Annotated in this window: 6 protein-coding genes and 2 rRNA genes; 7 read left to right on the top strand and 1 reads right to left on the bottom strand. The window is 48.1% G+C overall.

Annotation, left to right across the window (positions count from 1 at the left end; genetic code table 11):
• Positions 1–15: 15 nt before the first annotated feature.
• The 3 genes from recF to gyrB all read left to right on the top strand — a co-directional run bounded on the left by recF (position 16) and on the right by gyrB (position 3,369).
• Positions 16–1,128, top strand: a complete 1,113-nt coding sequence (gene recF / locus C0Q44_RS05710) for a DNA replication/repair protein RecF (RefSeq protein ID WP_105406403.1) — start codon at positions 16–18, stop codon at positions 1,126–1,128.
• 13 nt (positions 1,129–1,141) lie between these two features.
• On the top strand, positions 1,142–1,390 hold the full coding sequence (gene remB, locus C0Q44_RS05705; protein ID WP_017691405.1) for an extracellular matrix regulator RemB: 249 nt from the start codon (positions 1,142–1,144) through the stop codon (positions 1,388–1,390).
• Between the two features lie 68 nt (positions 1,391–1,458).
• Entirely contained in the window at positions 1,459–3,369 is a 1,911-nt protein-coding gene (gyrB, locus tag C0Q44_RS05700) for a DNA topoisomerase (ATP-hydrolyzing) subunit B (protein ID WP_105406402.1), read from the top strand.
• 89 nt (positions 3,370–3,458) lie between these two features.
• On the opposite strand, the gene C0Q44_RS05695 is transcribed toward gyrB, so the two are convergent.
• Complete coding sequence (locus tag C0Q44_RS05695; RefSeq protein WP_105406401.1) at positions 3,459–4,403, bottom strand: YheC/YheD family protein; 945 nt, start codon at positions 4,401–4,403, stop codon at positions 3,459–3,461.
• 427 nt (positions 4,404–4,830) lie between these two features.
• On the opposite strand from C0Q44_RS05695, the gene gyrA reads away from it, so the two are divergent.
• The 4 genes from gyrA (at position 4,831) to C0Q44_RS05675 (ending at position 14,081) form a co-directional block, all read left to right on the top strand.
• A complete protein-coding gene (gyrA, locus tag C0Q44_RS05690; protein WP_105406400.1) occupies positions 4,831–7,389 on the top strand; it encodes a DNA gyrase subunit A in 2,559 nt (852 codons plus the stop codon).
• 220 nt (positions 7,390–7,609) lie between these two features.
• The gene (locus C0Q44_RS05685; RefSeq protein ID WP_105406399.1) at positions 7,610–8,728 is read left to right on the top strand and encodes an HD-GYP domain-containing protein; all 1,119 of its coding nucleotides are present in this window, start codon (positions 7,610–7,612) and stop codon (positions 8,726–8,728) included.
• A gap of 516 nt (positions 8,729–9,244) precedes the next feature.
• A 16S ribosomal RNA gene (locus tag C0Q44_RS05680) occupies positions 9,245–10,797 on the top strand.
• Positions 10,798–11,155: 358 nt separating this feature from the next.
• Positions 11,156–14,081 (top strand): 23S ribosomal RNA (locus C0Q44_RS05675).
• The 16S and 23S rRNA genes sit together here, the layout of an rRNA operon.
• Positions 14,082–14,167 lie beyond the last annotated feature (86 nt).

The following is a 14,167-nucleotide window of genomic DNA, read 5'->3' as shown; positions in this document are numbered from 1 at the left end:
AAGGGAGGTTACCGCGTGTTTGTCAACAGCATTGATCTGCAGCAATTCCGCAACTATGAACATCTGAGACTGGACTCTTTTGGTCCAGTAAATTTGTTAATTGGGCAAAATGCCCAAGGCAAGACCAACCTGGCAGAGGCTATATTTGTACTTGCTCTCACCAAAAGTCACCGTACATCCCGTGACAAGGAGCTAATCCGTTTCGGGGAGGAACGTGCCAGACTTGCAGCAGAGGTCGACAAAAAGTACGGATCGGTCAAGCTTGAACTTTCTTTGTCACAACAAGGCAAAAAAGCGAAGATTAACGGCTTGGAACAGCGCAAGTTAAGTGATTTTGTCGGAGCGCTCAATGTCGTGATGTTTGCACCGGAAGATCTGGAGATTGTCAAAGGCACACCGGGGGTCCGCCGCCGGTTTCTTGACATGGAGATTGGGCAGGTTGCACCAGGTTACCTGTATCATCTGCAGCAATATCAAAAAGTGCTAGTCCAGCGGAACAATTTGCTCAAGCAACTATGGGGAAAAGGGGCATCGGCCCAGACCATGCTTGAGGTATGGAATGAACAACTGGTCGAGCATGGTGTTAAAATCGTCAAAAAAAGGAAACAATTCATAAAGAAACTGCAAAAGTGGGCAGAAACGATTCATCAGGGGATCACCGGAGGCGGAGAAGTCTTGCGGCTGGCCTACCTTCCTTCCTTCAGCGAAGCCGCTGAGGAAGATGAAGCTGTCTTAATGGACCAATTTATGATAAAATTATCACAAATGAAAGAGCAGGAGATTCGCCGAGGCACAACCCTTAGTGGGCCGCATCGGGATGACCTGTCCTTTTTCATTAACGATCGGGAAGTACAAACATATGGCTCGCAGGGGCAGCAGCGCACAACGGCGTTGTCCCTTAAACTTGCTGAAATCGAACTGATTCACGAAGAAATTGGAGAATATCCGGTCCTGCTACTGGATGACGTACTGTCCGAACTGGACCCGTTTCGTCAGACACAGCTGATCGAAACGTTCCAGAGCAAGGTGCAAACCTTTATTACAGCTACGGGGATCGAGAGCCTGAACGTTGACAAGCTCAAAGATGCCAGTATTTATCACGTTCATGCCGGACAGGTTGAGCGCTAAGGAGTGAGGGCTTATGTACATTCATCTGGGCGGTGAGAAGATCATCCGTTCTTCCGAATTGGTCGCTATTTTTGATATATCGATTGAAAAATCCTCAAAAATCTCCAAGCAGTATGTCACACATGCCGAGCAGGAAAAAACAGTAGAACACATCGGCGAAGAGGAAGCCAAGTCCATTGTGGTGACCAAAAACATTGTGTACTATTCGCCTATTTCCTCAGCCACGCTGAAGAAGCGGGCTCACATTTTTCCTGATTTATAGCATTTCCACGGCATCATTTTAGTTAACGCATATTTACGATATTGAATCTTATAGAAGTAGGTGAAAGCATGTCTATGAATCAACCGTCATATGGTGCAGATGAAATTCAGGTTCTTGAAGGGCTGGAAGCCGTACGGAAACGTCCGGGGATGTATATCGGTTCCACAAGTGCCAGAGGTCTGCATCATCTGGTCTGGGAAGTAGTGGACAACAGTATCGATGAAGCGCTCGCAGGTTACTGTGACCATATCGAAGTTACCATCCATGAAGATAACAGTGTCACTGTAGTCGATAACGGACGTGGGATTCCTGTCGGTGAACATGCCAAAATGAAACGTCCTGCGCTGGAGGTCGTTATGACCGTCCTCCATGCAGGAGGTAAGTTTGGTGGCGGCGGGTACAAAGTCTCCGGTGGTCTGCACGGTGTAGGTGTATCCGTAGTTAATGCACTCTCCGAAAAAGTTGTTGTCACAGTTAAGGTTGACGGTCATGTCTATCAACAGGAATACCGTCGTGGTGCTCCTCAGTATGACCTGAAAGTAATCGGTACAACCGATGAGACAGGAACGACAGTTAGGTTCCATCCGGACCCTGAGATTTTTACAGAAACCAGAGTCTACGAATACGATATCTTGCTTACCCGTATTCGTGAGCTGGCGTTCCTGAATAAGGGCATTGGTCTTACGTTGACAGACGAGCGTACAGGTGCAACGAACTCGTTCATGTACGAAGGCGGTATCATCGAGTATGTCTCCTTCCTGAACCAGAAGCGTGAAGTACTGCATGAAAATCCAATTTACGTTGAAGGTTCCAGAGATAGCATTCAGGTGGAAGTTGCTCTGCAATACAATGACAATTACACCGAAAATATCTATTCCTTCGCTAACAATATCAACACGCATGAGGGCGGAACGCATGAATCTGGTTTCAAGAGTGCCCTTACACGAATCATTAATGACTATGCTCGCAAGGCGGGGGTAATCAAAGACAGCACGGGTAATCTTTCCGGAGACGACGTTCGTGAAGGTTTGACGGCCATTATCTCGGTCAAGATCCCTGAACCGCAATTCGAAGGACAGACGAAGACCAAGCTGGGCAACAGCGAAGTGCGCGGAATTGTGGAATCTCTGTTTGCTGAGAAGCTGCAGGAGTTCCTGGAAGAGAATCCTTCCGTATCCCGCCGCATTTTGGATAAAGGACTGCAAGCAGCACGCGCTCGTGAAGCTGCCCGTAAAGCACGGGAACTGACACGTCGTAAAGGTGCGCTCGAAGTCAGCTCCCTGCCAGGTAAACTGGCCGACTGTTCATCCAAGGATGCTTCAATCAGCGAATTGTACATCGTCGAAGGTGACTCTGCCGGTGGATCTGCAAAGCAAGGTCGGGATCGTCATTTCCAAGCGATTTTGCCGCTGCGTGGTAAAATTCTGAACGTGGAAAAAGCGCGTCTTGACCGGATCTTGGGTAATGCGGAGATTAGAGCTATTATTACGGCAATGGGTACGGGAATTGGTGATGACTTCGATATTGCCAAAGCCCGCTATCACAAAATCATTTTGATGACGGACGCCGATGTCGATGGTGCCCATATCCGAACACTGCTGCTGACATTCCTGTATCGGTACATGCGCAAAATCATCGAGGCAGGTTATGTATACATTGCTCAGCCGCCATTGTTCAAGATTGAGCGTAACAAAGTGATTCGCTATGCTGGTTCCGAGAAAGAACGCGATGAAATTATCGCAACTCTTGGCGAAAATGCGAAATTCAACATTCAGCGTTACAAAGGTCTCGGTGAGATGAATGCTGGACAACTGTGGGAAACGACGATGGACCCGGAGAGCCGGGCCATGATGCAAGTATCGATCAATGATGCCATACTTGCTGATACGATGTTCGACACCCTGATGGGGGATAACGTTGAACCTCGTCGTGACTTCATTCAGGAAAATGCAAAATACGTGAAAAACCTCGACATTTAACGATATTCGAAGAGGCGCCTGTGAGGGCGCCTTTTTATATTATTGGAATCATGGAACAGGGAAGGTAGTTAGACTTCCCTGTTACTCTGTTATCGACGTACACGTCTTTTGGCAGATACGGCCTGTGCTTTAGGGGAAGGGCGAGAGGTCTTTCCCTTTTTGGAAGGCAAACGACCGTAGGCAATCGCATACCGTTTAATCTTCCGGTACGTTTCCTTGTCTGGCAATAAGCCAAAAGCGTAAATGCCTGGCAGTGTGTTGACCTCCAGAATCCAGGGGCGTCCTTCTTCGTCTAGAGCAATATCAATACCAATCTCTTTGAGCCTTGGAAATGATGTTTGCAGCTGCACGGCGGTATGAATGCCCAAGCGGTACAGCTCATTGCGAAGCTGCTTGAATGCGTCCTTGTGAAGATGGGGGAGTACCAGTTCTTCGAACGTAGCCAATCGCCCACCACCATGAATGTTGGTGATGATTTTGCCTGGTGCAGCAACCCGTCCTAGAATACCTGTTGTTTCCCAGTTGTGTTGTAGATTTTTCTGGGTCAACACTCGCAAGTCAAAAGGCAAATCCTCATGCCTCATCAGCGGGATTCCTTGTTGAATGATATAGTCACGTTTCTGAATACGATTATTCAGTGCTCGTTCAAGTTCGTCCAGAGAATGAAATGATTTCTCTTCTGTTCCGTATTGAAGCTGATATGTTGTGAGATAGACAGCACTGGAAGTAACAGCGTTTGCTTCAGTTTCGTCAGATGAGTTCCGATCACTGGACTCATCGGGAACTTCTACATCTGTGGTGGACTCTTTGGAATGGAACGCAGGTTGGTGCATGCGGGCAGTTTTCACCCGCATGACGCCATTACCGTAAGTGCCCCGATCGGGTTTGATATAGTTAGACTCGAATAATTCAGTCATTCGTTCGAGGGTTTGACGGCTATATTTTCGGGTCACTGGAATATATTCATTCACATTGCGACTACGTTGTAACACAGCTGTTTTGGCCCATTTGCTGGATACACGCTGGATACTCAAGATTCATCAATCCTTTCATGTTTTGTTGGATTCTCAAGAGGGAAAGATACAGAGAAATCAAAGGACAAGAGACGATTTCAGTGGTATAATAGAGAAATATGGCGTTTTGTGTGATTAGCTGCACAATTTGTAGTTTGATCGTAGAACGGGAACGGCTTTAGCCTCAATTAGCACAGGATATATGCCGCTTTTCTAGCATTGTATGTGCATTTGAGGAGGAAGGCAGGGCGAATCCCCAGACACGTTGAAGTTCCCGGAAGAAAGGCTATTGCCCAGCGGACGTTTAATTGTGTAACTTTTGTGAAAGTAATATAATAAAGAGTAGCGTTCTTGCGAGGTTTTAGCCTTGTTAGGCTTTTCACATATAATCAACTTTTTTTGAATGATGGAATGGAACGTTTGTTGAAGGACAAGAAGGAGGTCCAGCATGGCGGAAGAAATGAACTCGCAGATTACAGATCGGGATATTGGCGTCGAGATGCGTGAATCGTTTATGGATTATGCGATGAGCATCATTGTTAGTCGTGCTTTACCTGACGTGCGTGATGGATTGAAGCCGGTTCACCGGCGTATTCTGTACGCAATGTCGGAACTCGGCATGACACCCGATAAACCACATAAAAAATCAGCCAGAATCGTCGGTGAAGTTATCGGTAAGTATCACCCGCATGGTGACTCTGCCGTATACGAAACGATGGTACGGATGGCACAGGATTTCTCCCTGCGCTACATGCATATAGATGGGCATGGTAACTTTGGATCGGTCGATGGCGATATGGCAGCAGCTATGCGTTATACCGAGGCTCGTCTGTCCAAGATTGCAATGGAAATGCTCAGAGATATCAACAAGGATACGATTGACTTCCAGCCGAACTATGACGGTGAAGAACATGAACCAATCGTTCTACCAGCTCGTTTCCCCAACTTGCTTGTGAATGGAGTCGGCGGGATTGCGGTAGGTATGGCAACCAATATACCTCCTCATAATCTGGGAGAGGTCATTGACGGCGTACAGGCGATGATTCAGAATCCCGAGATCACATCCATGGAATTAATGGATTACATTCAAGGGCCAGATTTCCCTACTTCCGGTTATATTTTGGGACGTTCAGGCATTCGCCAGGCGTATCAGACCGGACGCGGATCTGTAACAATGCGGGCCAAAACCAATATCGAAGAAAATAATAACAAGGCACGTATTATCGTTACAGAACTCCCATATCAGGTGAACAAGGCGAGACTCGTTGAGAAAATTGCTGAGTTGGTACGTGATAAAAAAATTGATGGTATTACCGACCTTCGTGATGAGTCTGACCGTAACGGTATGCGGGTCGTGATTGAGCTCCGCAGAGACGTGAATCCGGGGGTTGTTCTGAACAACCTGTACAAGCATACATCGATGCAGTCCACTTTTGGGATTAACATGCTTGCGATTGTCAATAAAGAACCTAAAATTCTGAACTTGCGTGAAGTGTTGTATCACTACCTGCAGCATCAGATTGAGGTTATTCGCAGACGTACGCAGTTTGATCTGAAGAAGGCTGAGGCTCGTGCACACATTCTGGAAGGCTTGCGTATTGCGCTGGATCATATCGACGAAATTATTAAATTAATTCGTTCATCCAGCAATGCAGATGCAGCCAGAGAAGGTTTGATTGAGCGTTTTTCACTCAGTCATGATCAAGCTCAAGCCATTCTCGATATGCGTTTGCAACGCCTTACAGGTCTGGAACGCGAACGTATTGAGAATGAATATAACGAACTGATGGTTAAAATCAAGGAGTATCGTGAAATTTTGGGCAATGAGCATCTGGTACTTGAGATTATCAGTACGGAGCTGCAAGAGATTCGCGATCGCTTTAGCGATGATCGCCGTACAGAGATCACTGTAGGTGAAGAGAGCATTCTGGATGAGGATCTGATTCCGCGTGAAGAGGTTATCATCACGATTACCCATACAGGCTACGTGAAACGACTGCCAGTATCCACATATCGTAGCCAGAAACGTGGTGGACGTGGGGTTGTGGGGATGGACACTAAAGATACTGACTTTGTTGAGCATCTGTTTGTGACAAACTCTCACAACTACCTCATGTTCTTCACCGACAAAGGTAAAGTATATCGTCTCAAAGCTTACGAGATTCCTGAGCTTGGACGTACCGCGCGGGGAACGCCAATTATCAACCTGATTCAGATTGAGCAGGGTGAATCAGTTAATGCCGTGATTCCGGTGCAGGAATTTGAAAGTGACCGATACTTGTTCTTTGCTACCCGCCAGGGGGTTGTGAAGAAGACGCCACTTGAAGATTACACCAACATTCGTAAAGGCGGCCTGATCGGTATTTCCTTGCGTGATGATGACATTCTGATCGATGTTAAGCTGACAGACGGACAACAAGAGATCATTATGGGTACAGCTCACGGCATGTCTATCCGATTCTCGGAAGGTAATGTACGTTCCATGGGACGTACTGCAACCGGAGTTAAAGGGATTACATTGGATAAACAGGATGCTGTTATCGGCATGGATGTAGTTGATAAGGAGCTTGATGTCCTGATTGTTACAGCCAAAGGTTATGGTAAACGTACACCTGTCATGGATTATCGGATGCAGACTCGTGGCGGTAAAGGGATCAAAACCATTAATGTCACAGACAAGAACGGGGCAGTAGTCAGCCTCAAAATGGTTAAAACGGAAGAGGATCTGATGATTATCACTTCTAGCGGTACATTGATTCGGATGAGCATGGAAGGCATATCCACTATGGGTCGATATACGCAGGGTGTGAAGCTGATTCATACTCGTGAAGAAGATTCGGTAGCTACAGTCAGCCGGATTGACAAGAATGAAGAAGAACCAGACGAAGAACTGCTTGAAGGTCTGGAAGCTGGTGACTCTCAAGATCCAGTAGTCAGTGAAGAAGAAGGCACCACTTCTGAGGCAGAAGCTGAAGTTGAGGGTGACGATTCCGGTTCGGATGAGTAACATAGTCTTTTCTTAAGACCAACGTCTTGAGGATTGCACAAGATACGGAGGGCCCCGCTGGGGGCCCTTTTGTTGTATTGAGGCATCCTCGTTAACCTTCTTCAAAAACTGGGATGTACAGCCTGATTTTTGAGTAATATAATGGGAAATAACATGAAAAACCGGGACTATGGTCTTGTTTTGTATCTTCATAGAAGAACGATGAGCGAGGGGAAGAAACATGGGATTAATTACCCTGTCAGAAGTCAAACCAGGACTCAAACTTGGGAGTGATGTGCACACGCTTCGAGGCAATGTTTTGCTTCAGAAGGGCAAAGTCATTTTGCCCAAGGATATGGAAGTGCTCAGAGCTTTTATGATTCACCAAGTAGACATTGATCAAGAACGAACAGTTTCAGGCAGTACAGGCAACAAAGGGGTATCTGCACCCACAGGAAGTACAGCAAATGAGAAGATTGCGGAACGGGCAGGCAAGACGGGTAACGTTGTCACCATTCCTGCTGTAACGTCACTGCAGGATGAGTATGAGAAGATGGTCGGATTGACCAAGAATGCGTTTCTGTCCTCTCTGGCAGCTGAATTGCCTGTGTATGAGCTGCGTACACAATTGGAGTCTTTGTTTGTACATCTCAAACAATATAATGTACTTACCTTCAATCCACGAGTAATGCAAGAACATGATTATGTATATCACCATGCTGTTCTAAGCGCGATCACATCTTATCAACTGGCCCAGTGGATTGATCTTCCCTCCAAGGACTGGATGCAAGTTGCTTTTGCAGGCTTGTTCCATGATATTGGTAATAACAAAGTAGACCCGCAAATCCTCCATAAGCCCTCTACGCTGACGGTTACAGAGCAGGAAGAAATCAGGCAGCATACCAAATATGGTTATCAGATCCTTAAACAGGCAAAAGCTATTAATGAGGGTGCCAGACTTGCAGCCTTGCAGCATCACGAAAAAGTCGATGGATCGGGTTACCCATTGCAGCTCAGCGGAACGCAGATCCATATCTATGCCAAAATTGTAGCTATCGCTGATATATTTCATGCTATGACACTTGAGAAGATCTACCGTAAGGCTCAATCGCCGTATCTGGTCTTGGAACAGATTCAAAGTGAAGCATTTGGAAAATTGGACCCTGCAATTGTAAGTGTATTTGTTCAACGTTCAACACAGATTCATAATGGTATCCGTGTGAAACTCAGTAATAACCAGATTGGTGAGATCATATTCTCTGATCGGGATCATCCAACGCGGCCTATGGTATCTGTAGAAGGAACCATCATTAACCTGATGCAGCAACGGCAGCTCCACATTCAAGAGGTTCTCGGTTAACTATAGGTACTATTAGTGTAATTTGAAGAGAGAGTCTTTCCTTGATGGAGAGGCTTTTTGGTATGAGATTATTGTGGGTATGCAGATATGGATTAAAAATCATAATGTTTTTATAATTAATCAAAAAAAGACTTGCAATGAATATCTGTACATGGTATATTCTAATTCCGGCCAAGAAAACACAGGATAAACGGTGCGGCAAGCAAATAAAATAAGCTTCGAAAGAAACTTAAAAAAAGAGCTTGCAACGTTGGCTCGGATGTGATAAGATATAAAAGTTGCTGAAGAGAACAACATTCGGTAACGGAATAAGTTTGATCTTTGAAAACTGAACAACGAGTGAGTAAACATTCTGCTTGCAGAATGAACGCGAAAGTTGGAGACAAGCCTTGGCTTGGATCGACTGGAGCACAAATGAGATTTTTAATCTCGTCAGATTCAAAATGAGCATATCGCTCTTTTCAAATACTTGAGATGATTTTTATAACGTCTAACCACGTTACTGAAATTCATCTTTTATTGGAGAGTTTGATCCTGGCTCAGGACGAACGCTGGCGGCATGCCTAATACATGCAAGTCGAGCGGACTTGAAGAGAAGCTTGCTTCTCTGATGGTTAGCGGCGGACGGGTGAGTAACACGTAGGCAACCTGCCCTCAAGTTTGGGACAACTACCGGAAACGGTAGCTAATACCGAATAATTGTTTTCTTCACCTGAAGAGAACTGGAAAGACGGAGTAATCTGTCACTTGGGGATGGGCCTGCGGCGCATTAGCTAGTTGGTGAGGTAACGGCTCACCAAGGCGACGATGCGTAGCCGACCTGAGAGGGTGATCGGCCACACTGGGACTGAGACACGGCCCAGACTCCTACGGGAGGCAGCAGTAGGGAATCTTCCGCAATGGGCGAAAGCCTGACGGAGCAATGCCGCGTGAGTGATGAAGGTTTTCGGATCGTAAAGCTCTGTTGCCAGGGAAGAACGCTTGGGAGAGTAACTGCTCTCAAGGTGACGGTACCTGAGAAGAAAGCCCCGGCTAACTACGTGCCAGCAGCCGCGGTAATACGTAGGGGGCAAGCGTTGTCCGGAATTATTGGGCGTAAAGCGCGCGCAGGCGGTCATTTAAGTCTGGTGTTTAATCCCGGGGCTCAACCCCGGATCGCACTGGAAACTGGGTGACTTGAGTGCAGAAGAGGAGAGTGGAATTCCACGTGTAGCGGTGAAATGCGTAGATATGTGGAGGAACACCAGTGGCGAAGGCGACTCTCTGGGCTGTAACTGACGCTGAGGCGCGAAAGCGTGGGGAGCAAACAGGATTAGATACCCTGGTAGTCCACGCCGTAAACGATGAGTGCTAGGTGTTAGGGGTTTCGATACCCTTGGTGCCGAAGTTAACACATTAAGCACTCCGCCTGGGGAGTACGGTCGCAAGACTGAAACTCAAAGGAATTGACGGGGACCCGCACAAGCAGTGGAGTATGTGGTTTAATTCGAAGCAACGCGAAGAACCTTACCAGGTCTTGACATCCCTCTGATCGATGCAGAGATGTATCTTTCCTTCGGGACAGAGGAGACAGGTGGTGCATGGTTGTCGTCAGCTCGTGTCGTGAGATGTTGGGTTAAGTCCCGCAACGAGCGCAACCCTTATATTTAGTTGCCAGCACTTCGGGTGGGCACTCTAGATAGACTGCCGGTGACAAACCGGAGGAAGGTGGGGATGACGTCAAATCATCATGCCCCTTATGACCTGGGCTACACACGTACTACAATGGCCAGTACAACGGGCTGCGAAATCGCGAGATGGAGCCAATCCCAACAAAGCTGGTCTCAGTTCGGATTGCAGGCTGCAACTCGCCTGCATGAAGTCGGAATTGCTAGTAATCGCGGATCAGCATGCCGCGGTGAATACGTTCCCGGGTCTTGTACACACCGCCCGTCACACCACGAGAGTTTATAACACCCGAAGTCGGTGGGGTAACCGCAAGGAGCCAGCCGCCGAAGGTGGGATAGATGATTGGGGTGAAGTCGTAACAAGGTAGCCGTATCGGAAGGTGCGGCTGGATCACCTCCTTTCTATGGAGAATCGTTTCCCGAGTGGAAACATTCAAATAAGCTGGTTCTTCGAACCAGCGCAACTCACTCGTTGCTCAGTTTTGAGAGCTCAAACTCTCAAACAGCTTGCTTTTGCATGGAGCTTGTTCTTTGAAAACTAGATATCGAAACGAAATTTTGCGAATTAGAACATTCCTTTAAGGGATGGATGTTTGTTCGGTTCAATTAACCGATCAACAATCATCCTAGCTGAACTTGTGTAAACAAGTGAAGTGTTTATAAGGTAGATAATTGCTGTTGTGATGGTATCGAATGGGAGTGACTTTTGGATTTGCGTAAGCAAAACAAGGGAAGCAAGCCGTCGAAACCGGAACAATTTGGTTAAGCTACTAAGAGCACACGGAGGATGCCTAGGCGCTAGGAGCCGATGAAGGACGTGGCGAACAACGAAACTGCCTCGGGGAGCTGTAAGCAAGCTTTGATCCGGGGGTGTCCGAATGGGGAAACCCAGCTGGGGTAATTTCCAGTTACTCATAACTGAATACATAGGTTATGCAGAGGCATACCAGGGGAACTGAAACATCTAAGTACCCTGAGGAAGAGAAAACAATAGTGATTCCGTCAGTAGCGGCGAGCGAACGCGGAGAAGCCCAAACCAGAGAGCTTGCTCTTTGGGGTTGTGGGACGTCTCACATGGAGTTACAAAGGAACCGATTAAGCGAAGAGGTCTGGAAAGGCCCGCCAAAGAAGGTAAAAGCCCTGTAGTTGAAAGTCTGTTCTCTCCGAGACGGATCCCGAGTAGTGCGGGGCACGTGAAACCCCGTATGAATCCGGCAGGACCATCTGCCAAGGCTAAATACTTCCTAGCGACCGATAGTGAAGCAGTACCGTGAGGGAAAGGTGAAAAGCACCCCGGAAGGGGAGTGAAATAGAACCTGAAACCGTGTGCTTACAAAAAGTCAGAGCCCGTTTTAGGGGTGATGGCGTGCCTTTTGTAGAATGAACCGGCGAGTTACGTTCCCGTGCAAGGTTAAGGTGAAGAGCCGGAGCCGCAGCGAAAGCGAGTCTGAATAGGGCGACATAGTACGTGGACGTAGACCCGAAACCGGGTGATCTACCCCTGTCCAGGGTGAAGGTGCGGTAACACGCACTGGAGGCCCGAACCCACGCATGTTGAAAAATGCGGGGATGAGGTGGGGGTAGCGGAGAAATTCCAATCGAACTCGGAGATAGCTGGTTCTCCCCGAAATAGCTTTAGGGCTAGCCTCGGAAAACAGAGTCGTGGAGGTAGAGCACTGATTGGGTGCGGGGCCCGCAAGGGTTACCAAGCTCAGTCAAACTCCGAATGCCATAGACTTACTTCCGGGAGTCAGACAGTGAGTGCTAAGATCCATTGTCAAAAGGGAAACAGCCCAGACCATCAGCTAAGGTCCCCAAGTGTGTGTTAAGTGGGAAAGGATGTGGAGTTGCACAGACAACCAGGATGTTGGCTTAGAAGCAGCCACCATTGAAAGAGTGCGTAATAGCTCACTGGTCGAGTGACTCTGCGCCGAAAATGTAACGGGGCTAAACACGCCACCGAAGCTATGGCTTGATGCAATGCATCAGGGGTAGGGGAGCGTTGTATAAGGGTTGAAGGTGTACCGTAAGGAGCGCTGGACATTATACAAGTGAGAATGCCGGTATGAGTAACGAAAAGACAAGTGAGAATCTTGTCCGCCGAAAGCCTAAGGGTTCCTGAGGAAGGCTCGTCCGCTCAGGGTAAGTCGGGACCTAAGGCGAGGCCGAAAGGCGTAGTCGAAGGACAACAGGTCGAAATTCCTGTACCACCGTAAGCCGTTATGAGCAATGGGGGGACGCAGTAGGGTAGTGACGCGGACTGATGGATGTCCGTCTAAGCAGTAAGGCTGATGTGTAGGCAAATCCGCACATTACTAAGGCTGAGCTGTGATGGGGAGCGAAAATTATAGTAGCGAAGGTCATGATCTCACACTGCCAAGAAAAGCCTCTAGCCAGGTGATGGTGCCCGTACCGCAAACCGACACAGGTAGGCGAGAAGAGTATTCTAAGGCGCGCGGAAGAACTCTCGTTAAGGAACTCGGCAAAATGACCCCGTAACTTCGGGAGAAGGGGTGCCCCGGTAGTGTGAATAGCACGAGGGGGCCGCAGTGAAAAGGCCCAAGCGACTGTTTAGCAAAAACACAGGTCTGTGCGAAGCCGTAAGGCGAAGTATACGGGCTGACGCCTGCCCGGTGCTGGAAGGTTAAGGGGAGTGGTTAGGAGCAATCCGAAGCTGTGAACCGAAGCCCCAGTAAACGGCGGCCGTAACTATAACGGTCCTAAGGTAGCGAAATTCCTTGTCAGGTAAATTCTGACCCGCACGAATGGCGTAACGACTTGGGCGCTGTCTCAACGAGAGATCCGGTGAAATTTTAATACCTGTGAAGATGCAGGTTACCCGCGACAAGACGGAAAGACCCCATGGAGCTTTACTGCAGCTTGATATTGAATTTGGGTACGATCTGTACAGGATAGGTGGGAGCCTTTGAAACGTGAGCGCCAGCTTGCGTGGAGGCAACGTTGGGATACCACCCTGATCGTATCTAGGTTCTAACCTGGTACCGTAATCCGGTGCGGGGACAGTGTCAGGTGGGCAGTTTGACTGGGGCGGTCGCCTCCTAAAGAGTAACGGAGGCGCCCAAAGGTTCCCTCAGAATGGTTGGAAATCATTCGAAGAGTGCAAAGGCATAAGGGAGCTTGACTGCGAGACCTACAAGTCGAGCAGGGACGAAAGTCGGGCTTAGTGATCCGGTGGTACCGCATGGAAGGGCCATCGCTCAACGGATAAAAGCTACCCTGGGGATAACAGGCTTATCTCCCCCAAGAGTCCACATCGACGGGGAGGTTTGGCACCTCGATGTCGGCTCATCGCATCCTGGGGCTGAAGTAGGTCCCAAGGGTTGGGCTGTTCGCCCATTAAAGCGGTACGCGAGCTGGGTTCAGAACGTCGTGAGACAGTTCGGTCCCTATCTGTCGTGGGCGTAGGAAATTTGAGAGGAGCTGTCCTTAGTACGAGAGGACCGGGATGGACGTACCGCTGGTGTACCAGTTGTTCCGCCAGGAGCACCGCTGGGTAGCTATGTACGGAAGGGATAAACGCTGAAAGCATCTAAGCGTGAAGCCCCCTCAAGATGAGATTTCCCAGTATGTAAGACCCCTTGAAGACGACGAGGTAGATAGGCTGGGGGTGGAAGTGCAGCAATGCATGGAGCTGACCAGTACTAATCGGTCGAGGGCTTATCCAATATGCAAGTGATAAATCGCAAATTTCGTTTCGAATCTAGTTTTCAGAGAATGATCTCTGAATTTGCGCTAAACCATTCATCCACAC

The sequence above is a fragment of the Paenibacillus sp. PCH8 genome, assembly GCF_002968835.1.
In the GTDB taxonomy this organism is placed as follows: domain Bacteria; phylum Bacillota; class Bacilli; order Paenibacillales; family Paenibacillaceae; genus Paenibacillus.
The sequence above is the reverse complement of the archived record's forward strand: the minus strand, read 5'-3'. Positions and strand labels throughout refer to the sequence as shown.

What these genes read in the sequence shown, in the direction of transcription:
- remB (WP_017691405.1), top strand. Translation starts at nt 1,142, where the DNA reads ATGTACATTCATCTGGGCGGTGAGAAGATCATCCGTTCTTCCGAATTG.
- gyrB (WP_105406402.1), top strand. Translation starts at nt 1,459, where the DNA reads ATGTCTATGAATCAACCGTCATATGGTGCAGATGAAATTCAGGTTCTT.
- gyrA (WP_105406400.1), top strand. Translation starts at nt 4,831, where the DNA reads ATGGCGGAAGAAATGAACTCGCAGATTACAGATCGGGATATTGGCGTC.
- C0Q44_RS05685 (WP_105406399.1), top strand. Translation starts at nt 7,610, where the DNA reads ATGGGATTAATTACCCTGTCAGAAGTCAAACCAGGACTCAAACTTGGG.